Below are 21,895 nucleotides of genomic sequence, written 5' to 3'. Positions count from 1 at the left end.
CTGCCAGTAAGATACGTAATTGCTCATTTATGCGGATACCTCTTCTTTCCGTGTAAAACAATTTCCGCTATCTTTGCCGTTCTTAAAAACACAGGATATGTTTGGTGATATATTTGGAAAGCTGTCGCAGATCAAGGAGAAAATGAAGGAAATGAAGGTGCGTCTGGCAACTGTAACGTTAACCGGTGAGGCCGGTGATGGCGCCGTGAAAGTAACCGTGGATGGTAACCGCCAGGTGAAAAGTATTGATGTAGCCGCGCATCTGTTGACGCCGGAAAACAAGGAAGAAATGGAAGATCTGCTGGTAACGGCGTTAAACCGTGCCCTGAAAGACGCAGAAAATTCCTGGGAAGCAGAGATCAAGAGTGCTACCGGCGGTATGCTGGGAGGCTTGTTATAAGATATTGTTTATTGATGGGATCGTCATATGTGCCTGCGGCATATATGACGATTTTTTTTATTTGAATATTGTAGACATTCTGCATTGCGTAAATAAATTTCCGTTTTCGACACCATATTAACCCGCGCGTGGAGTTCCTTTGCAGTTACGATCAATTCCAACATGAAAGTTTTTTTCCGGCGCATACACTTATACCTGGGCCTTACAGCCGGCCTGGTCATTACCATCAGTTGTTTAACCGGTGCTTTACTGGTATTTGAGAAGGAATTAACCGAAGCATTTCATCACGACCGTTATTATGTGATGCCTTCCGGCGAGCGTTTGCCGCTCGACAAGGTGGCAGCATTGGTACAACAAGCCGTTCCTGGCGCAAGTATTTCCCGGATACAGTTATTTGCCGATCCTGCGCGAACCATCCAGGTGACGGTAGAAGAAGGGAAGAAAGGTGGAAAAAAAGGTGGAAAGGGAGAAGGAAAAGTAGGAGGAGAGAAAGACGGGAGTAAGAGGCAGCGGCATGAAGAGCAGGGCAATCCCGGCGCTGCCATTGTAACTACCGGCGAAAAAACAGGGAAAGCCGGATCTCAGGATGATCGTAGCGCCGCAGATGCGCAGACCGCCAAACCGGCACCTGAAAAAGACGCGCAGCCAGACAGGCAAGACAAAATGAAATCCGGAGGCAAAGAAGGCGCAGCTCCCAAGAAAGAAAAGGGCCGTATTGCTTTCGTAAATCCTTATACCGGCCAGGTGATTGAAGTATACAGTTATCAGCAATCTTTCTATTACCAGGTATTTTCCCTGCACCGTTGGTTACTGGCCGGGCCTACTGGCAAAATGATCACTGGTATCAGCACTTTTATCTTTTTATTTATCCTGATTACGGGTATCATTCTGTGGTGGCCTAAAACACGCAATATTTTCAAGCAACGGATCAAAGTGAAATGGGATGGCAACTGGAAGCGTGTGACCAACGATCTGCATGTGGTACTCGGTTTTTATACCTCTATATTCCTTTTTATAGTCGCCTTTACCGGATTAACCTGGTCGTTTGAATGGTTTAGCAAGGCTTTTTACGCTACATTGGGCGTGTCTCCAAAGCCGTCGGTGGCACCGGTTTCTGAACAGGCCGCTGCAACAGACAGTAGCAGGATTACTTATGAAGCGGCGCTGGCTATTGTGAAAAAGGCCGTTCCGGATGCTAAATTTTATTCCTTCACTCCACCGAAAGACGGTGAAGCAGCATTTATGGTGAGCCTGTTGCCTGCCGGTAATGTGAATGAAGCTACTACTACTACCTATTACCTGGATCAGTTCAACGGAAAGGTGTTACAGTCCCAAACCTTTGCGCAAAGGACCGCCGGGCAAAGGATCCGGGCCAGTATAAAGCCATTACATACGGGCGCCATCTTTGGTACGCCTTCAAAAATATTTTCGCTCATTCTCGCCTTGCTGGGCGCCACTTTTCCCACTACCGGGACTATTATGTGGCTGAACCGGACGCGTAAGAAAAAGAAAGGAGCAAAGGCACCGGCCAAAGCAAAGGAAAGCGCTGGTGCTAAACAGGTTGCCTGATTACTCAGGAGGGTTTTAAAGCATAGGCATAGGAGAGCATGTGGTGTATGCTTTTTAAAGCATACCGAAAGCGCTATACCAGTAGTTACTTTTAACCGGATACGTAAGATGATCATACCTGAGAAATGAACACGCCTTAATTTGCGCTGCCCGTTGTAAAGCCACGCGTTCCATATCTCCCGATAACTCCTTTATTTTCTTTTTCAATTTCTGAAAGCCACCCTTCAGAAACGGAAGGTTTTTAGTTTGATTTCCTCCAGCTGTCTTTAACATTTTCTTTGCAAACCCTTTACCCTACAGAGTTTTAACATTCTTCTACAGAATATGGAATAGCATTTGGCATATAGTGGGAAAGAACACTATTATGCGCGCTTATCCAAAACCGCCGGCACCTAATCACAAAGCGATGTATTATATCGCTATTGGTTTTATTGTTATCGCTGTGGTAGCGGAGATCGTGCATAACAGTGTAAAATTATAACCCATGATTAATCAGTATGAAGTGCCCGCTTGTATTGAAGATTCCATCCCGGCACTGAAAAAAGCATTGCACCAGTTTCCTGCCGTATTTCACATTTACGAAACGATTGGTTGTTTGACGGACTACACCGACAAACAACTCAGGGAACAGAATTTTACGGTAGCTCACAAGTGTCTGCAGGTAGCAGGCCGATTATATGAGCGGGGCAATACCGTTGTGAAAGAGGCGATTACACGTGTTTTTCTACCCACCCTTTGCCGCATTCCATTGGCAGACGCCGTGAGCAGGATCCGGATGTATTCCCTGATTCCAGATTCAATTTATCCACTTTACATACAATATCAATTGACAGGTAATGGAAACAGATGAGGAAATTGTCGTCCGGTTGGCTACTGCCATGGACGTTGATTTTGCGCTGCCTATAGTAGCAGAAATGGAAGCCTCCGCCAAAGCAAGAGGCACCGGGATTGCAAAAAGAAATCCCGCTACAATTAAAGAAAAGATCCTGGAAGGGAAAGCTGTGATTGCCTTTACGGCAGACGGTGTTTGGGCAGGGTTTTCCTATATACAATCCTGGGAAGACAAGCAGTTTGTGTCCAACAGCGGTTTGATTGTGGCGCCCGCCTTCCGTGGACTGAGAGTAGCACAGGCCATCAAGCAAAAGATTTTTGAACTGAGCCGGTTGCTTTATCCACACTCAAAGATATTCAGTATCACCACCGGCTTACCGGTGATGAAGCTCAATACCCGGTTGGGTTTTGAACCAGTTACTTATGATCAGATTACCCATGATCCGCTTTTCTGGGAAGGGTGTAAAAGCTGTGTTAACTATCCTATCCTGGCAGACAAAAATTACAGGAATTGTTTATGTACTGCCATGTTGTTCCAACCGTCACCGGTAATGGAACAGGCATAACCCTGATGGTGAAATTACAGCCAATGAATGAACCGGCCATGCTTTTGCACGGCCGGTATTCCCGTTATAGTTACACGGCTCATATTTCTTCGCTATCTTTATCCACAAATCCTATCTTATGCGCTTTATACCTTTGTTTGCCTTATGTGCGCTGTTAGCCTCCTGTGATGTGAAAACAGCACATGATAAGCAGGATCAGACAACAAAGCTCAGTGTGGCCTCACTTTATAACGCCGACTCTGTAAAATATGTAGCCGCTCATGCTGCCGGAAAGAATAATGCGGCAGAAAAAGTATTCCTGAAAGCGATTGATTTATACCGGAATAAGAAGAATGCTGCGGGTAGTGTTGACCTCTTTATTAAATCAATTTTACTGCAACCACAGGCAAAGAGTTATTATGAACTGGGTAATGCCCTGATGGATACCCGTAAAGTAGGCGAGGCGCTTTCTGCATATGATATGGCCGAATTGCTGGATTACAAGCCCTTGTCGAAATTGCTGTATAATAAAGCCTGTGCGTATTCCATCTCAAAGAAAAAAGATTCTGCAGAATATTACCTGTATGCAGCCATAGAGTTTGGGTATAACAATATGGATAACATCCTGAAAGATCCTGACCTGGCCTGGGTAAGAGAAGATAACTACGCTTTTAAAAGCAACATACTGGAAGCCTTTGCCGGCGCGGGTGATCCGGAGAAACTGCAATGGAACCTTTTTGCAGGTCAGTTCAAACCATTACATATGCCTGTTACAATCGACAAGGCTTATGCAAAAGACCTCGGGCAGCAGTTTATTTCTTACGACTTTGAGATCTATGTGTCCGAAATGAGAGACACCAAGTTTTCACGCGATGTAGGTAGTTCCTTTTTTTATGTAGGAGAAGTAAAGAAAACACCTGAATACAAGACACTGATTTACGGCATCAGCGATGAAGTAGAAGATCCGGGAAACCTTTCAGAAGGAATGCCTTTTTATTACCTGATGGTAAGCTATAATACAAGTGGTAAAGTGTTGGATAAGATGCTGCTGGCAGGTCAGAAATTACTGAATGATCCTTATCGGAAGGCGGTTATATCCGGTAATGGCGATATTGAAGTAACCGACTATAAGATTGAATATGAGAAAGATCCGGAGAAAGAAGGGTATAAAGATAACCCGGAAACATCCAGGACAGAACTGAAAAAAGAGGTTTTTGTAATTAATGAAGAAGGACGCTTTGCGCAGAAAACGCAGCAACTGGCGATGATCCGTTAAAAAATAAAAAGATAGAAACGGCGGTATTTCCTTTCGGAAGTACCGCCGTTTTTTATGCGGGTAAATTCATTCTTTTAATGAGCATGCGTTTGATGAGCCACTCCGCCAGCAGGAGGTTTACGGTCCAGCTTAACCAGGAAATAGTGATATAGGCGGTGACGGGTCTGAGCGGCATGTGCATCCAGCCGAGTATCAAAGCATAAAAGCGCAGGGAAAGTGCAGACAGCGTGAGTGCATAGCTGCGTAGCATCCAGGTGATGTGTTCCGGCCAACGCCCTTGCATAGCCCGTTTCCAGCCGAGGATGGTAAAGATGATCCACAACACGGAAAGCAACACAAAGCTGATCCGGGCATAGATTCCACCATTGGCGTAAAATCCCATGATCAATCCTGTGGGGCCGCTGAGAAAGATCACTACCAGCGCGTACACTTTCCCGCAATTGCGGTGCAGCCGTGGAAAGTTATCGAGCAGGTATTTACTGAATTGCAGTAAGCCCGCCAGCAACACGGTGATGCTGACGAATATGTGAATATAGAAACTGATGCGCCAGTGTAGAATATGATATACCCGCTGCTTGGTGAGCAGGAAGTCGGTGTATCTTTCGAAAGCAGCATATGGAATGGTAAGTAACAGCATCAGCCAGGCCCCATATAGTATAGCCGTTGCTGTTAGTATCCATGCTATTTGTTTCAGGATGGCTTTCATCTTACGGACCAGTTACGAAACGGAGGTCTTCAAAAGTTAAACCGGTAATGTATTCTGATCCGTCTTCCTCATGGTGCATGCTCAGTTTCCCTTCTATATTAGGTTCTTTAAAGTGGGTGTTTTTCTCCCAGGATATTTTCACGGTGGAGTCGCTGGTGCGTTCGTAAGTACCTCTGATCCGGAGCAGTTGATCTGCGAGGGTAGAGTCGTTTACCTGTTCGTAGAGTTGCAGCAGGCAGCTACCATCTGATTTAAAGGCGAAATCGCTTTTATAGAATTTTTCGTCCATAAAAAAGGCGTCGAATGTAGGCGTGCCTGCAGCGATGGCGGCCTGCTGGCCATAGCCGGAATTTCGTTGAATATCAAAGCTTTTTTCCTTCAGTGTGTTGGTATTGAGCGGCGTCCAGGTGCCTTTACCGGCATTAAAGGCGGAATCGAAAGTGATCACAAACTTTCCATCGAAGGGATGGTCGCCTGGTTCGCTGAGGGTGACTATCCAGTTATTGTTATCTTTTTTCAGTTCCCCGTGGAGGTTACGGCGTAAGCCTTTGTGGACGTTGTACCCGGCTATATGCTGATGATTTAAATAATTGAGGGTAATATAGATAGGGGCGTTGCCGAAGTCGCCTTTATAGGTATCGAGTATTTTGCCGCGTACAGCACTATCGTTGATGGTAGCCGTTTCTTCGGGTTGTTTGCCGGCGGAAGGTTTGCATGCCTGGAATGCCAGGATGGTGATGATAAGGATAGCAGTTAATTGTTTCACCCGTTTTTTTTGTAAATATAGTGAATGTGATTTTTGTTATCAGCCATTAAAGTTGACGTCGATAATCAGGAGCTTGTTGATCTTGTCTGCGGTTTTTTTATCGCCGCCGTCGAGCCGGATATAGTACCTGCTGATATTTACGTTGGCTGAAGGGGAGGGGAAAGTATCCAGCTGTGCCACGCTGGCGTAGGCAGCGGGGGAACCATGTTGTTTTACATGTTGTTGTAAAGCATGTATGCTGGTGGGCGGAAACCTGGTTCTTTCAGCCTGGGTATATTTTTTACATAGGAAGAAGTTACTGGCTTCGGGGATAAGTGTTTCCCAGGGGGAGCGGTAATGTTTCCATTGGAGCAATGGTTTTTTTTCGATGATGGCGCTGGTTTCGTAGCATTGAAATACCCGTATTTTTTCTGCTTCTCCGGTGGTAACCGCGAGCATCTGGCCTTCTATGGTACGTAAATGTGCGAGGTTAAAGTAGAGCGTATCCGGATGCATTTCGAAGTCGTTGCGTCTGGGATCGGCGGTGATCCAGTCGAGCGAGAAGTAGCAATCGCCGAAACGGATATACGTAGTGGAGTCCCGACTCACTACGTATACTTCGTTGGACGCTACTTTTACCAATGGCGCGGGTGGTGCTACCAGTTGCATGGTATCGATCTGCACAGGGCGTTCTTTCACAGGCCTGGCCGGTTCCTGGCAAGCTGGCAGCAACAATGAAAAAGTTGCAAGAAAAAGGATTGTTTTCATGGTATACGGGATACTGTAACGAACATTGGCGTCAGAAATAGTTTCCCCGTAAGTCCGGAAACAGTTACTCTGCGTTTACCTTATCGGGAGTAGTATCCACTTTTCTGTTGAGGGCTTCCCACAATATGTCCTTTAATTCACTGAGGCCCTGATTGGTAACAGAGGAAATAAATACATGCGGAACATCTTCCGGTAACTCCGCTGATATAGCAGCTTTCAGTTCATCATCGAGCATATCGCTTTTACTGATGGCCAGCAGAAACTGTTTATCCAGCAATTCGGGATTATATTGTTCCAGTTCATTTACAAGTACTTCAAAATCTTTACGATGATCGGCACTATCGGCTGGAATAAGGAATAATAATACGGCGTTTCTTTCAATATGTCTTAAAAATCGGTGACCCAATCCTTTTCCTTCATGGGCGCCTTCGATAATACCTGGAAGATCGGCGATACAGAATGATTTGTTGTCGCGGTATTCTACCATACCCAGCTGGGGAGTGAGGGTAGTAAAGGCATAATCGGCCACTTTGGGTTTGGCAGCGGTGATGGTAGACAGGAGCGTGGATTTGCCGGCATTGGGGAAACCTACCAGGCCCACATCTGCCAATACTTTCAGTTCCACTACTTTCCAGCCTTCTGTGCCGGGCATGCCTGGCTGTGCGTATTCCGGTGTTTGATTGGTGGCAGATTTGAAATAGGCGTTACCTTTTCCTCCTTGTCCGCCCGGAATCCAGATCAGTTCCTGTCCGTCGTGCAGGATTTCTGCTTCTACGCGGCCGGTTTCTTCATCCTTGGCTTGTGTACCCAGCGGTACTTCAATGACAATATCTTTACCAAAACGGCCGGTGCAGTTGTCGCCGCTGCCGTTTTCGCCGTCTTCTGCAAGCAGGTTTTTATGCCAGCGGAGGTGCAGGAGGGTCCACAGCTGTGAATTACCTCTTAAAATAACATGCCCGCCTCTTCCGCCGTCGCCGCCATCAGGGCCGGCTTGCGCATTGAATTTGGTACGCATAAAGTGCATACTTCCTGCGCCACCTTTCCCGGATTTACAAAATACACGGATATAATCTACGAAGTTCGCTTTTTCCACTATTCTCGGATTTTAAATATGCCGGGGTCCATTACCCCGGAAAAACAAAACGCAAAGATCGTGAAGTTTGAGCTAATTAGCACCATCATGTGCCAGGAGCTCTTTACTTACAATCTTTGCGTTGTATAATAAGATGCTAAAAGTCTTTTTCAGAGCGGATTTCCGCTACTATTGTACTCTTTCCCCTACCAGTTCATCCAGTTCTTTGGACAACAGTTCGAAGACTTCTTCTTCTGTACCATCTCCCTTTACCTTCTTGAACTTGCCAAATTTGGCATAGTGATCGGCTACAGGAGCGGTTTTGTTATGATATTCCACGATACGTGCTTTCACTATTTCTTCAGAAGCATCATCGCTGCGGCCGGAGGTTAAACCACGGTTCAGCAAACGCTTGATCAGCGCGTCTTCCGGAACTTCCAGGGATAATACCACAGAAATAGCCGTTTTCTTAAGTGTCAGCAGCTTATCCAGCGCCTCTGCCTGTGCAGTGGTACGCGGAAAACCGTCGAAAATGAAACCACGTGCTTCAGGATTAGCTTCCAGTTTGGAGCTGATCATGCCAATCACCACTTCATCCGGAACCAACTGGCCCTGATCCATGAATTTCTTGGCCTCAAGACCCAGTGGGGTTTTATCGCCGATCTCACTGCGAAGTAAATCGCCGGTTGACAGGTGAATAAGTCCGTACTTCTGGATAATGTTAGCACTTTGTGTACCCTTGCCGCTACCGGGAGGGCCAAATAAAATGAGATTGACCATGTTTTATTTAAATCTACTTTACTCGCAAGGTTGCAAATATAAGAAACAGATGAATGTATTGGTAATTAAAATTACGATTGGTTAAACTAAATGTAAATATTCTGACAAATTAATAAACATATTTTAATTTTTAACCACAATCACTAAATTATCTTTAACAGGCTATCCTAATTTAACGAAATACTTTCTATCTGACAAAATCATATGATTATTATTAGTAATTAGTTGATATTCAGCAGGCCGCTCTGGATTTACGCATGAATATTTGTAAGTTTATGATATGAGGAAACAATTATTGGTTGCAGGACTTACAGGCTTGATGATGACAGGAAGCGCCATTTCTGCGCCCCTGGTATTCAAGGAGAAAAAGAAGCATAAAAAGGAGAACACCCAAAAGGCCGTTCCACAGCAGGATAATGCCTCCCAGTGGGTGGATAGTGTGTTTCAGTCACTCACCCCAGATGAGCGCATCGCCCAGCTGATCATGATCAGGGCGCATTCCAACCTGGGGCAAGACCATATCAATGCAGTTATAAAGGATATACAGGATAACAAAGTAGGCGGCGTGATCTTCTTCCAGGGAGGCCCGGTAAGACAAGCCAATCTCACCAACTACTATCAATCTATCTCCAAAGTGCCACTGCTGGTGGCTATCGACGGAGAATGGGGACTGGGCATGCGCCTCGACAGCGTGATTTCCCTTCCCCGCAACATGATGATAGGCGCCATGCAGGACACCACCCTGGCTTATGACGCCGGTAGGCTCATGGGCGAACAATGCCGTCGCCTGGGGATTCATATCGACTTTGCCCCGGACGTGGATGTGAATAACAATCCATCTAATCCCGTTATCAACGACCGCTCTTTCGGAGAAAACAAATACCAGGTAGCCCGCATGGGCGTTGCCACCATCCGTGGTATGCAGGACGCGGGCATTATGGCCTGCGCCAAACACTTTCCCGGACATGGCGACACGAACGTAGATTCCCACCTGGATCTGCCCACCATCAATAAGACAAGGGCGCAACTCGACTCCCTGGAGCTATATCCCTTCCGCGAAGCCATAGCTGCAGGTGTGCAGTCTGTCATGATCGGACATCTTTATATTCCATCTATCGATAAAAAACCGAATACACCTACCTCTATTTCTTACAATGCCGTTACAAAACTGCTGAAAGAAGAGATGGGTTTTAAAGGCCTCATCGTTACCGATGCCCTGGAAATGAAAGGCATCGCGAAATTCTATACCAAAGGACAGGAATCCTTACAGTCGCTGCTCGCCGGTAACGATCTGATGATCCTGCCCTCCACCGCAGCCGGTAGTGTAGATGCCATCCGCAAAGCCATTAAGGCAGGTAAAATTGACCAGGACGAAGTAGACGCCCGCGTAAAGAAAGTTTTACGGGCTAAATATAACCTCGGACTGTGGCAACCGCAACGTATCAACACCGATCACCTGGCGGAAGATCTGAACGCCAAAACAGATACGCTGCGTAAAAGAATCGCGGAAAGCGCTATCACCCTGGTGCGCAACGATAAGAAGCTGATTCCTTTTTCCCCGGCTATGGCCCAGCAAAAACTGGCCGTTATTGCCGTAGGCGCCAATTCCAGTAATACTTTCCTTCAATCGATCAAAGAATATAAGCCCGGTACAGATGTTTTCATCTTTACCTCGCAGCAATCCGTACAACAGATTGCGCCGATAGTATCCCGGATCCAGCGTGATTATAAAGCGGTTATTATCAGTTTGCACGACTATAGCCGCCGTCCGGCCAATAACTTCGGTCTTTCCATGGCGGAGCGATTGATCATCCGTCAGTTGCAATCAGAAATGCCTTCTGCCACTGTTGTTTTTGGTAATCCGTATGCACTCCAGTATTTCTGTGATGCGCCTCACCTGGTAGCTGCCTATGAAGATGACAGCACGACCCAGAGAGCTGCTGCCGACTTGCTTTTTGGCAAACTGGGTCCTTCCGGAAAACTGCCGGTGACGGTTTGTCCCGGATTGCCTTCCGGTACCGGCATCACCTATACTGTGAACCAGTTTACCGTACTGCCCACTGCTACAGCGAAAGAAGCAGGTGTAAATGAACAGACGCTTTTACAGATCGATGGGCTGGCCAATGATATGATTGCCCGCGCAGCCGCACCAGGAGCGCAGGTATTGGCCATGAAAAACGGCAAAATTATCTACAATCGCTGTTTCGGCCATTACGAATACAACAAAGCAGAGGCGGTATCACCGCAATCTATTTATGATCTGGCTTCGGTGACGAAAGTATGTGCCACTACCTTATCGGTGATGCGGTTATATGATGAAGGAAAAATAAACCTGGATGCCACACTGGGCGTATATCTGCCGCAAGTGCTGGGTACGGATAAAGCAGGATTGAGGATCCGCGATGTGCTGTTGCATCAGGCCGGACTGGTAGCCTTTATTCCTTTTTATAAGGAAACCCTTTATAATAATGCCCGTCCGGATACGGTATTATACCACACAAGCCCTGATGCTACGCACGGGGTAAGGGTGGCTGATCAGCTGTACATGGAAAACAGTTATGTGGATACGATCTGGAAGAAAATTCTCGACAGTAGGCTATCACCCCGCCAGGGCTATGTTTACAGCGATTGTGATTTCATATTCCTGGGGAAGATAGTAGAGGAGCTCACGGGTAAAAAGCTGAATGATTATGTGCGGGAAACCTTTTATGCCCCGATGGGATTAGCGACTACTGGATTTTTGCCGAGAGAGCGTTTTGCGTTAACGGAGATTGTACCTACGGAGCGGGAGTATTCTTTCCGGATGCAGCTACTGCGCGGAGATGTACATGATCCGGGGGCAGCCATGTTTGGCGGAGTAGCCGGGCATGCCGGTTTATTTTCCAATGCCCATGATCTGGGAGTTATTATGCAGATGTTGTTGAACAAGGGTTCTTTCAATGGGGTACAATATATTAAACCAGCTACTGTGGACTTGTTTACTGCTTATAACAGTAATATCAGCCGTCGCGGACTGGGATTTGATAAGCCGGAGAAAGACAATAGTACGAGACGGGAGCCATATCCGGCTAAAAGTGCGTCTGCTGCTACTTTTGGTCATACCGGTTATACCGGTACCTGTGTTTGGGCAGACCCAACTTCCGGATTGGTATTCATTTTCCTGAGCAACCGGGTATATCCTAACGGTGGTGCCAATACGAAATTAACGGCATTGCATACCCGCGAGAAAATGTTTGAAGCAGTATATGAATCGACCCGTAGATAAAGGGGTTTGATTAAAAATAGAAAGAGGTGGTATCTGTAGCGATACCACCTCTTTCATTTTTTTATACGATGAGGGACTACTCGGTTACGGATACGCTTCTGTTTACCAGCGTTTGAGTTTTGATGCCAATGGCTTTTTCTGCCAGTTTGGTTTTGCCGCTTCTGATTTCGAATACATAGTCGCCGTCTTCCAGGGAAGCGAGGTTGTAACGTGCTTCAAAGCGCAGGGTAGCAGGCAGTGTTTCGCGATGCAAAGTATTGTTGAAATTGTCTTTTATGTAAAGCGTCAGCTTTTCGTTGGAAGGATTATCCACAGAAAGCTGAAATAACAGCTGATCCTTTTGCAGTTGTGTAATATGTACGTTGAATGCTTCAATAGGAGCCGTTGCTACCGGGTTTCCTTTCAATCTTGCCACGTTATATGCAAATGTTTCTGTTTGTGCTGCTGCGTGTAAAATTGGGAAAAGGATAGTTACAAATACCAACAAAGCTACTTTGGGTGCTAAAAAAACAAAACGTAAGTGTTTCATGACATTATTTTTTTAATGTGTTCGTCTTTTTTAATGAGGGCGGTATTAGCTAATACAATGGTGCCGTTTAAATTCAAAGCAAAGCTCCGATCTGCGGATTAACAGAACATTACGCCTTTGTTAAAATAATGTGAGTATTTGGGGGACTTGTTAGGCATTCTTCCCTATTTTTGCACCGTTTATGGAAGCAGTAACATTAGAAAAGAACCGCCCCGTGGCTATCTGGCTGTATATAGGCGTGGGCATGTTGATAGTACAGGTATTGCTGGGCGGAATTACCCGTTTAACCGGCTCGGGCTTATCTATTACGGAATGGCAGCCGTTGCTGGGAGCTTTTCCTCCCATGAATGAAGCTGCCTGGGAGAAAGCATTTGAAGGCTATAAGCAGATAGCCCAGTATCAATATGTGAATAATCACTTCACTTTATCAGATTTTAAGTTCATTTTCTTCTGGGAATGGCTGCATCGCGATTGGGCCCGGTTAATGGGATTGGTGTTCATCATTCCGTTTATCTATTTTATTATTAAGAAGAAGATCAACAAGAGCATGATCAATCCGATGATCATACTGTTTGTACTGGGTGGACTGCAGGGCTTGATAGGATGGATCATGGTCATGAGTGGTCTGAATGAGGAAAACTTGTATGTAAACCATATCCGTCTTGCTATCCATTTTATATCGGCTTTAGTGTTGCTGGCTTATGTATTCTGGTTTGCCCTGAAACTGAGTATCCGTCCTTTTGAAGTATTAAAAGTGCCTGTTTTATATAAACTGAATATCTGGTTGCTGATTTTGTTGGTAGTTCAGTTGGTGTACGGGGCTTTCATGGCTGGTTTGCATACCGCGCTGGTAGCCAATACCTGGCCGGATATCAACGGTGCCTGGGTGCCAACGGGCATGTTCTCCCAGGGAGGATTTCTCACTGACATTGCCCATAATCCTATTACCATTCAATTTATACATCGCGGACTGGCGTATGCCATTACTGTCCTTATTGCAGTATGGTGGTGGAAGGCTGCGCAAACACCGGCTCATAGCCTGTTACATACCATCCGTTATCTTCCTTTACTGTTGGTATTGCTGCAGGTGCTGTTGGGTGTATTGACACTGTTGAACAGCCAGGTGAAAATTCCTATTTCTTATGGAATACTTCATCAGGGCGTGGGAATGCTGCTGATGTTGTCGCTGATATGGACACTTTATCTCAGCAGGGGCGCACGGAATTTGAATTGATTTCCGCAGGGGCAATTCCTGCGGCGATAAATCCGTAAATTTTCCGTAGGTTTATTCGTAATAATCGTCTGATGAAGGTGAAGTTATTATTGATAAAAACTTACTATTCTTTCCCTATACAGCTACTGCTCCTGCATTTCAGGAAGTACCAGGTATTACTTATTTTTTGGGTGATCCTGTTCAGCACCATCAACGGCGGTTTTGCCAAGGTGTTTGGCGGAGATGCGCTTTACCTGGCGCCCGAATACCTGGGTAAGGTAAATTTCTATAGCACTACTATCCTGGGATTAGCCACTGGCATGTTTATCATGAGTTGGCAGATTACCACTTTCATCCTGCATACCGGCCGGTTTAAGTTCCTGGCCACCACTTCCCAGCCTTTTTTCAGGTATTGTCTGAATAACGCAATCATCCCATTGGTATTCATTTTCAGTATGCTTTACCGTGGATGGGAGTATCAGCGTTATGAACAGCTGAATACTATCCCTGATATTATGTTGCTGGGAGAAGGATTCATTTGCGGAGTACTGTTTATATTCTTCTTCTGTTTCTTTTATTTTTTTAATGCAGATAAAAATATCGGACGCCGCCTGGAAAAACGCTTTGGTAATCCCCGCAATTTTTTGCGGATGATCCTGAAACCGAACCAGGATCCTGATGAAAATGCACTGCCCGTACATAATTACTTTTCTACACCATGGCGGATCCGGAGAGCGCGGAATGTAGATCACTATAATAAGCATTACCTCGATAGTATTCTCAAACAGCATCACTTTGCTGCCATGATTACGGTAGGGTGTTCGCTGATTTTCCTGGTCATTCTGGCTTACATGATGGATTATGATGTATTCCGGATTCCGGCAGGGGCCAGTGTATTGATCTTCTTTGCGTTTCTCATAGGCGTTGCCGGCGCATTTTCTTATATGTTGCAGACCTGGTCTATCCCCATTTTACTGGTCATGCTCTTTGGGCTGAACTGGATGGTGGAACATAACTGGGTGGATAATCGCAATAAGGCCTACGGCCTGAATTACCGCGATAAAGAGGATCGTCCGGAATACAGTGTGGGTGCGCTACAACAGTTTTTTACCCGTGAGAAATACGAAGCCGATAAAAGGCAAACATTGTTGATCCTCGACAACTGGCGGGCAAAATTTCCTTCTGGGAAGAAGCCTCCGCTGATCGTGATGAATTTCAGTGGCGGCGGAAGCCGATCAGCCACCTGGAGTGTGAATGTACTGCAACGACTGGATAGCATGCTGCAAGGCCGACTAATGAAACATACTGTGCTGATGACCGGCGCCTCCGGGGGAATGTTGGGAGCCAGCTATTTCCGGGAGTTGTATTATGAACAGCAACAAGGTAAACCGATTCGGCTCACAGATAGTATTTATGCCGAGAAAGTTTCAAAAGACCTGCTGAATTCTGTGTTTTCTGCATTGGCGGTAAATGATTTTATTACGCCCTGGAGGAGTTTCAGCATCGGGAAGAATCACTATGCAAAAGACCGTGGCTATGCGTTTGAAATGCAATTGAATGAACATACCGACAGTGTATTGGATAAAACCCTGAAAGACTACCGGCTGCCGGAGGCCAAAGCGGAGATTCCGATGTTGATCTGGAATGCCACTATTAATGCAGATGGGCGTAGGTTGATGATATCGCCGCAGCCTGTCAGCTACCTGTGTAGTCCGCAGTACCTGTATCCTACAAGGCAGGTACGGGATATTGACGGTGTGGATTTCGCCCAATACTTTGCCCGTCAGGACGCCATGGACCTGCGTGTAACGAGTGCCATCCGGATGTGTGCTACTTTTCCTTATGTGCTGCCTAATGCGTTTCTGCCGAGTAATCCTATTGTAGATGTGATGGATGCCGGTATCCGCGATAATTTCGGTCAGCAAACCACGTTGCGTTATCTTTATACATTCAATAAATGGATCAATGAGAACACCAGTGGGGTGGTGTATATACAGATCCGTGACACCCGCAAAAATGATATTTCTCCTATCAAAAAAACAAAGGATCTACCGGATCTGTTGTTTGAGCCATTGTTTACCATGCAACAGCACTGGAGTGCCATGCAGGATTTCGACCAGGATGACCTGTTGAACTACATGGAAGGTTATTTTCCTGATAAGTTTCACCGGGTGATTTTCCAGTATGTACCGCAGAAGCAGGATAAGGCCGCCGCGCTATCGTGGCATCTTACTTCCCGAGAAAAACTGGATATAGCGCATGCGCTGGATAATCCGGCTAATCAGAGTGCGTTGGAATATGTGGTGAAGTTGCTGGAAGAATAAGAGCAGTTTGTTTCCTGATTGCCTCTGCATTCTGATTTAAACGCTCTTTTGAGAACGTTGTTCTTCTACTCTTTTAAAAACTCAAGGAGCGGCGTAATAAATTTCGTATAGGCTTCAATGTGGGGAAGATGTCCTACACCTTCAATGGGCACCAGTCTGGCGTGTGGAATTTTTTTCGCAGCATAGTTACCCAGTTCAGGATAATTGCCTAGTGTTTTCCGAACGTCTTCCGGCACGTTGGCTTTTCCTAGAGCGGTGCGGTCCCGTTGCCCGATGATGAGCAGGGTGGGAGCGGTAATATTTTCAAATTCGTATAATACTGGTTGGGTAAAGATCATATCGTAGGTAAGGGCGGAGTTCCACGCTACGATGGAATAGTCTGGATTGCTGGTCCAGCTGGCCTGTAATTGCGCCCATTTGTCGTAGGCGGGGGCCCATTTGCCGGCATAGTAGCTATCCATCATATACTGTTTGATCTTTTCATAGTTCTGTTGCAGTTCTGCTTTATACCATTTATCTATTGACTGATAAGGGACTTTTACTTTCCAGTCTTCCAGGCCGATCGGATTTTCGAGAATGAGTTTCTCTGTGATTTGCGGATACATCAGTGCAAACCTGGTGGCGAGCATTCCTCCCATAGAGTGGCCGAGTATGGCTGTTTTGTCGATGTGGAGTGAGTCCATCAGGGTTTTGGTGTTCTGCGCCAGTTGCTGGAAGGAGTACTGGAACGTTTTAGGTTTGGACGATTTACCAAAACCGATCTGATCCGGTATGATCACGCGGTATCCATTGTTACTGAGATCTGCGGCGGTGCTATCCCAGTATGCGCCACAGAAATTTTTACCGTGGAGGAGTACAATCGTTTTGCCATTAGGGCGGGAGGGTTGTACGTCCATATAGGCCATTTCCAGGTGTTGTCCTTGTATATGTAGTTTCAGGGAATGTACCGGGAATGGATATTTGTATTGAGATAAGGTGATGTCCTGGGCTGGTATTTGTTGTGCCGGCAAGGTTGAAGAGAGGAGTGTGAGGCAGGCTATTGCGAGCAGGTATATTTTCTGTTTCATAAGCTGACGATGACGGTTAAAGCCTCTGGTGGTGGCAAAATTGACGCCATAAAACTATTTGAAAGCAATATTTGCTTATAATTAATTGTAAATCAATGATAACCAGTCTATTGTAAGGACGTTTTCTGACGTGACCAAATGATTACATTTATTTAAAACGCGTTACCATCATTCTCGCTATGTTTTCGTACCTTTGCGCCTTCTTTTTGTAGCTATTAGCGTAAATTTTGTTAATGGCTGATAGCTAAAGATTTAAGTATATGAACATTCGTAATATCGCAATTATTGCACACGTAGACCATGGTAAAACTACTTTGGTTGACAAAATCCTTCATCAGGCTAATGTATTCCGGGCTAACCAGGAATCAGGAGAACTGATCATGGATAGTAACGATCTTGAAAGAGAGCGTGGTATCACCATATTCAGCAAGAACGCATCTGTTGAGTACAAGGGCACCAAGATCAATGTGATTGATACTCCAGGCCACGCCGACTTTGGTGGTGAGGTGGAGAGAGTATTGAAAATGGCTGATGGTGTTATCCTGCTGGTAGATGCTTTTGAAGGTCCGATGCCACAGACCCGTTTTGTGTTGCAGAAGGCTTTACAGCTGAACCTGAAACCTATCGTTGTTATCAACAAGGTAGATAAGGCTAACTGTCGTCCTGATGAAGTACACGATGCAGTTTTTGAATTGTTCTTTAATCTGGATGCAACAGAAGAACAATTGAACTTCCCGACTTTTTATGGCTCTGGTAAAAATGGCTGGTTCAACAGTTCATTAGAGCAGAGTGAAGATATTACTCCGTTGATGGATGGCATCCTGGAATACGTTCCACAGCCTAAAACTCCGGAAGGTAACCTGCAGATGCAGATCACATCTCTCGATTACTCTTCTTTCCTTGGCCGTATCGCTGTAGGTAAGGTAGCACGTGCTTCTATCGAAGAAGGACAGTGGATTACTTTAATGCAGGCAGATGGTACCAATAAGAAACAGAAAGTACGTGAGTTGTACATCTTTGAAGCATTAGGTAAGAGAAAAGTAACGAAAGTATTTGCCGGCGATATTTGCGCGGTAGTTGGTATTGAAGGTTTCAACATTGGTGATACTATCGCTGATGCGGAAGAGCCGGAAGCATTACCAGTTATCAGTGTAGATGAACCTACCATGAACATGTTGTTTGGTATCAACAACTCTCCGTTCTTTGGTAAAGATGGTAAGTTTGTTACTTCCCGTCACCTGCGTGACCGTTTAATGAAAGAAACTGAAAAGAACCTTGCACTGCGTGTAATGGATTCTGACAGTGCTGATAGTTTCATGGTTTACGGCCGTGGTATCCTGCACTTAGGTGTATTGATTGAAACCATGCGTCGTGAAGGTTACGAGTTGACCGTTGGTCAGCCTCAGGTAATCGTGAAACATGTTGATGGTAAAAAATGCGAACCGTATGAAACCCTGGTGGTAGACGTTCCGCAAGATTTTGCCAGCAAAGTAATTGATCTGGTAACCCGTCGTAAAGGTGAGATGCTGATCATGGAAACCAAGGGTGAAATGCAACATCTGGAATTTGAAATTCCTTCCCGTGGTTTGATTGGTCTGCGTACACAGATGCTCACAGCTACTGCTGGTGAAGCAGTTATGGCGCACCGTTTCAATGATTACAAACCATGGAAAGGTGCTATCCCAGGCCGTAACAACGGTGTGTTGATCGCAAAAGAAGCTGGTACTACTACCGGTTACTCTTTGGATAAACTTCAGGATAGAGGATCGTTCTTTGTTGATCCAGGAGAAGAAGTATACAAGGGCATGATCATCGGAGAAACCAACAAGCCAGGTGACCTGGTGGTAAACCCGAATGAAGGTAAGAAACTGACCAACATGCGTGCAAGTGGAACTGATGGTGCTGCTAACATTGCGCCTAAAATACTGATGACACTGGAAGAATGTATGGAGTACATCCAGCATGATGAGTGTATCGAAGTTACACCTAACTTCATCCGTATGCGTAAAGTGATCCTGGATGAGGAAGAACGTAAGAGAACTGCTAAGAGCATGAAAGCGGAAGCTTAATTGCCTTTGTAAGATAACTAATGAAAAAATGCGAAAGCCGCTCCGTTTTACGGGGCGGTTTTTGTTTTTGGGGAGTTCGCTGTTGTTAATGTTTATTGTTCATAGGAGGGAGGTAGTTGGTAAAAAGGGATAGCCTTCTATGGCATAATCTGTCAAAGTCTGTGCAAGAGAGCAGGTAATTTTGCCGGCAAGCCAGGGCAAATTTTTTTAACAGTGGTAGCCCGAAAAATTTATAAGAGGAGGTATTTGGATAACTCTTCAAACTGTGGAGCCGGGAGATTCCGTTGGCTGCAATCCGCAAAAAAAATCCCCGCCCAGGATAAGGCAGGGATGTGCATACTAACCCAATGCTTACTAAAACTAAAACTAACTTCTATGTATATTTAAATACTCAGTTTCAATTCAACAAATTCAAATCAATAGCAACTATGCTTCAGCATCTTGCTTTTCCTGAATCTTCACTTTAATCTTTCCTTCGATTTCTGCTGCCAGTTCAGGATTATCATTCAGCAGTTGTTTTACTGCATCACGGCCTTGTCCTAATTTGTTGGTATCATAGCTGAACCAGCTACCGCTTTTTTGAACAATACCATATTCCACACCCATATCGATGATCTCACCTGTTTTGGAGATACCCTGGCCATATACGATATCGAATTCTGCCTGGCGGAAAGGAGGTGCTACTTTATTCTTCACCACTTTCACTTTCACACGGTTACCGATTGCTTCGTCGCCATCTTTGATCTGGCTCATACGACGGATATCCAATCTTACAGATGCGTAGAATTTCAGGGCATTACCACCAGTGGTAGTTTCGGGGTTACCGAACATTACACCAATCTTTTCACGCAGCTGGTTAATGAATATGCAGCAGCAATTTGTTTTGGAAATGGTGGCGGTTAATTTACGCAGCGCCTGTGACATCAAACGGGCTTGTAATCCCATTTTGCTCTCACCCATTTCACCTTCCAGCTCGCTCTTCGGCACCAGGGCAGCAACGGAGTCAATTACAACCACATCTACTGCTCCGGAGAGAATCAGGCGATCTGCTATTTCAAGTGCCTGTTCACCATGATCCGGCTGAGATATTAACAGGGAATCAACGTCTACTCCCAGTCTTCTTGCATAGCTGCTGTCGAAAGCATGCTCCGCATCTATAATGGCACAAATGCCACCTTTTTTCTGTGCTTCAGCAATTGTATGTATGGCAATAGTTGTTTTACCGGAAGACTCTGGTCCATATATCTCAATGATTCTTCCTTTCGGTAAACCACCAATTCCAAGTGCGATATCAAGGCCCAGGGAACCCGTGGAAATAATCTCCATCGGTGCTTCTGCTTTTTCCCCCATCATCATCACAGATCCCTTACCGAAATCTTTTTCAATCTTGTCCATTGTGAGGCGCAGGGCCTTCAGTTTTTCTGCATTGGCTGTAGACATATAATTAATGTTTTTACAAATTTAATAGATAGCTGATCACAATTAGAAAGCAAATTAATTGGATTGCTAAGTTATGATCTAATTTTTTATTTTCCTAAATATTTTAGCATTTTCTTTTGATATGCTAAATATACTAGTATTCAATTCCTGTGCTGTTCAATTACTTCCAGTCGAAAACTTATTCTTAAGATCTTAAAAGGGTTAACCCGCAATGGCATAACAAAGATGCGAACCCATTACGCATTGAATATGCGTAACCATAAAACCTCAAAAAAATAATTGCTCCCCGGGGATGAGAATTCTACTGCATTTTTAAAAAGCGTAGTTATACGCTTGAGTATCAGCACAGAAAGTTTCACTTTTGTACTGTCAAGTTTAGTTGTTGAAGTTAATCCCCCTACTGTTTGTTAAAGTTGTTTGTTAGCCTGCCTTGCGGCCTTTGCATCCAATGTGCGGTATGAAATGGTGAAGTGGTCCAGGTTAAACCCCAAAAATTTTTTTCATTGCCATTCTATAAATTGAACCCCCTGATTCCTGTCTGCCAACTGATTTATTACAGTGTTTACAGATGGGGATCAGGGAGGAATGGCCGATAAGTTATTTTACAAGAATCCAGCAGGCGGCCAGCTGAGAAACAATACCAATCAGAAAGCCCAGATAGATTTCCCGGGGCTGATGAGCCGCCAGTATCAGTCGCGCTGTAGCCGTAATACCTGCCACAAAGAAGGTAATGACAAGTGGTATTGATACATTCATATGCATTCCCCACATCAGTGAAAACAGAAAGCCGATAACACCGCCCCAGCCTACGGTATGCATGCTGGTTTTGATGAAATTATTGGATACAAATGCAATAGAAACACTGAGGAATACGCCCAGGAAAAAGGCCGTATAGAATTTCGGCGCACGTCCTTCCTGCTGAAAGGTATAAAAAGCCCAGAAATAGTAAGTAATCATCGCCACATACGGAATGATCCGGTCGCGCTGCGTTTTCATATGAACAGAAGACACAAATTTCAACGACTTGGCGAGTAAAAGCGTCAGCACAGGAAATCCGATGCTGATAATAGCGACTCTGAAATACAGCATGTCAAAGGCAAATCTTTTGCTGATCGGCTTAAAGGCCACCATATATTCAGGAATGGATTCGAGTACCAGGAACGTTACCAGCAGGGGAATGAACAGCGGATGTGTAAGATAGGAAATGACCAGGGCGGTTGATTTCATCGCTCCCGGAAACTCAGGGTCCAGGTGTAAATTTCCGTTCCGGTCTAAAACAGCTTGTTCTTGCATGGT

Annotated in this window: 18 protein-coding genes; 9 read left to right on the top strand and 9 right to left on the bottom strand. The window is 45.2% G+C overall.

The genetic code is table 11. The features are described from left to right. Positions 1 to 97: 97 nt before the first annotated feature. The 5 genes from BMW79_RS02860 (at position 98) to BMW79_RS02835 (ending at position 4,621) form a co-directional block, all read left to right on the top strand. Positions 98 to 400, top strand: coding sequence for a YbaB/EbfC family nucleoid-associated protein (locus tag BMW79_RS02860; protein WP_089890289.1), 303 nt, complete (start codon positions 98 to 100; stop codon positions 398 to 400). Between the two features lie 162 nt (positions 401 to 562). Next, positions 563 to 1,969, top strand: a complete 1,407-nt coding sequence (locus BMW79_RS02855; RefSeq protein WP_089890287.1) for a PepSY-associated TM helix domain-containing protein — start codon at positions 563 to 565, stop codon at positions 1,967 to 1,969. A gap of 484 nt (positions 1,970 to 2,453) precedes the next feature. Beyond that, positions 2,454 to 2,819 (top strand): DUF7674 family protein, encoded by a 366-nt coding sequence (locus BMW79_RS02845; protein ID WP_089890281.1) that lies wholly within the window; start codon positions 2,454 to 2,456, stop codon positions 2,817 to 2,819. Next, on the top strand, positions 2,806 to 3,366 hold the full coding sequence (locus tag BMW79_RS02840) for a GNAT family N-acetyltransferase (RefSeq protein WP_089890278.1): 561 nt from the start codon (positions 2,806 to 2,808) through the stop codon (positions 3,364 to 3,366). The genes BMW79_RS02845 and BMW79_RS02840 overlap by 14 nt, the downstream gene beginning before the upstream one ends. A 118-nt stretch (positions 3,367 to 3,484) precedes the next feature. Then, positions 3,485 to 4,621 carry a TPR end-of-group domain-containing protein gene (locus BMW79_RS02835; RefSeq protein ID WP_089890274.1) on the top strand — a complete coding sequence of 379 codons (1,137 nt, stop codon included), beginning with the start codon at positions 3,485 to 3,487 and terminating at the stop codon, positions 4,619 to 4,621. A 52-nt stretch (positions 4,622 to 4,673) separates the two neighbouring features. On the opposite strand, the gene BMW79_RS02830 is transcribed toward BMW79_RS02835, so the two are convergent. The 5 genes from BMW79_RS02830 to BMW79_RS02810 all read right to left on the bottom strand — a co-directional run bounded on the left by BMW79_RS02830 (position 4,674) and on the right by BMW79_RS02810 (position 8,692). Next, entirely contained in the window at positions 4,674 to 5,327 is a 654-nt protein-coding gene (locus BMW79_RS02830) for a DUF2306 domain-containing protein (RefSeq protein WP_089890271.1), read from the bottom strand. 1 nt (position 5,328) lies between these two features. Further along, positions 5,329 to 6,093: a hypothetical protein gene (locus BMW79_RS02825; RefSeq protein WP_089890269.1), complete on the bottom strand. Its 765-nt coding sequence runs from the start codon at positions 6,091 to 6,093 to the stop codon at positions 5,329 to 5,331. Positions 6,094 to 6,132: 39 nt separating this feature from the next. Further along, the gene (locus BMW79_RS02820; RefSeq protein WP_143059052.1) at positions 6,133 to 6,840 is read right to left on the bottom strand and encodes a hypothetical protein; all 708 of its coding nucleotides are present in this window, start codon (positions 6,838 to 6,840) and stop codon (positions 6,133 to 6,135) included. Positions 6,841 to 6,904: 64 nt separating this feature from the next. Beyond that, positions 6,905 to 7,933: a GTPase ObgE gene (gene obgE, locus BMW79_RS02815; RefSeq protein WP_089890263.1), complete on the bottom strand. Its 1,029-nt coding sequence runs from the start codon at positions 7,931 to 7,933 to the stop codon at positions 6,905 to 6,907. 168 nt (positions 7,934 to 8,101) lie between these two features. Further along, positions 8,102 to 8,692, bottom strand: coding sequence for an adenylate kinase (locus tag BMW79_RS02810; RefSeq protein WP_089890260.1), 591 nt, complete (start codon positions 8,690 to 8,692; stop codon positions 8,102 to 8,104). Between the two features lie 280 nt (positions 8,693 to 8,972). On the opposite strand from BMW79_RS02810, the gene BMW79_RS02805 reads away from it, so the two are divergent. Next, positions 8,973 to 11,957, top strand: a complete 2,985-nt coding sequence (locus BMW79_RS02805; protein ID WP_089890256.1) for a glycoside hydrolase family 3 N-terminal domain-containing protein — start codon at positions 8,973 to 8,975, stop codon at positions 11,955 to 11,957. A gap of 76 nt (positions 11,958 to 12,033) precedes the next feature. Here BMW79_RS02805 and BMW79_RS02800 read toward each other — a convergent pair whose 3' ends face one another. Next, a complete protein-coding gene (locus BMW79_RS02800; RefSeq protein WP_089890253.1) occupies positions 12,034 to 12,486 on the bottom strand; it encodes a hypothetical protein in 453 nt (150 codons plus the stop codon). Positions 12,487 to 12,667: 181 nt separating this feature from the next. Here BMW79_RS02800 and BMW79_RS02795 point away from each other — a divergent pair, with 181 nt between their 5' ends. Both BMW79_RS02795 and BMW79_RS02790 read left to right on the top strand, forming a co-directional pair. Next, positions 12,668 to 13,720, top strand: a complete 1,053-nt coding sequence (locus BMW79_RS02795; RefSeq protein ID WP_089890249.1) for a COX15/CtaA family protein — start codon at positions 12,668 to 12,670, stop codon at positions 13,718 to 13,720. Between the two features lie 71 nt (positions 13,721 to 13,791). Next, the gene (locus BMW79_RS02790; protein ID WP_089890246.1) at positions 13,792 to 16,023 is read left to right on the top strand and encodes a patatin-like phospholipase family protein; all 2,232 of its coding nucleotides are present in this window, start codon (positions 13,792 to 13,794) and stop codon (positions 16,021 to 16,023) included. A 65-nt stretch (positions 16,024 to 16,088) separates the two neighbouring features. Here BMW79_RS02790 and BMW79_RS02785 read toward each other — a convergent pair whose 3' ends face one another. After that, entirely contained in the window at positions 16,089 to 17,090 is a 1,002-nt protein-coding gene (locus BMW79_RS02785; RefSeq protein WP_089890243.1) for an alpha/beta fold hydrolase, read from the bottom strand. 260 nt (positions 17,091 to 17,350) lie between these two features. Between BMW79_RS02785 and typA the strand changes: the two genes are divergently transcribed. Further along, positions 17,351 to 19,159 carry a translational GTPase TypA gene (gene typA / locus BMW79_RS02780; protein WP_089890239.1) on the top strand — a complete coding sequence of 603 codons (1,809 nt, stop codon included), beginning with the start codon at positions 17,351 to 17,353 and terminating at the stop codon, positions 19,157 to 19,159. Positions 19,160 to 19,585: 426 nt separating this feature from the next. Here the strand turns inward: typA and recA are convergent, their stop codons facing one another. Both recA and BMW79_RS02770 read right to left on the bottom strand, forming a co-directional pair. Continuing rightward, the gene (gene recA, locus BMW79_RS02775; protein WP_089890236.1) at positions 19,586 to 20,599 is read right to left on the bottom strand and encodes a recombinase RecA; all 1,014 of its coding nucleotides are present in this window, start codon (positions 20,597 to 20,599) and stop codon (positions 19,586 to 19,588) included. Positions 20,600 to 21,196: 597 nt separating this feature from the next. Then, on the bottom strand, positions 21,197 to 21,892 hold the full coding sequence (locus BMW79_RS02770; protein ID WP_089890234.1) for a hypothetical protein: 696 nt from the start codon (positions 21,890 to 21,892) through the stop codon (positions 21,197 to 21,199). Positions 21,893 to 21,895: the final 3 nt, after the last annotated feature.

The sequence above is a fragment of the Chitinophaga arvensicola genome (assembly GCF_900110835.1).
GTDB classification, from domain to species: Bacteria; Bacteroidota; Bacteroidia; order Chitinophagales; family Chitinophagaceae; genus Chitinophaga; species Chitinophaga arvensicola.
The sequence above is the reverse complement of the archived record's forward strand: the minus strand, read 5'-3'. Positions and strand labels throughout refer to the sequence as shown.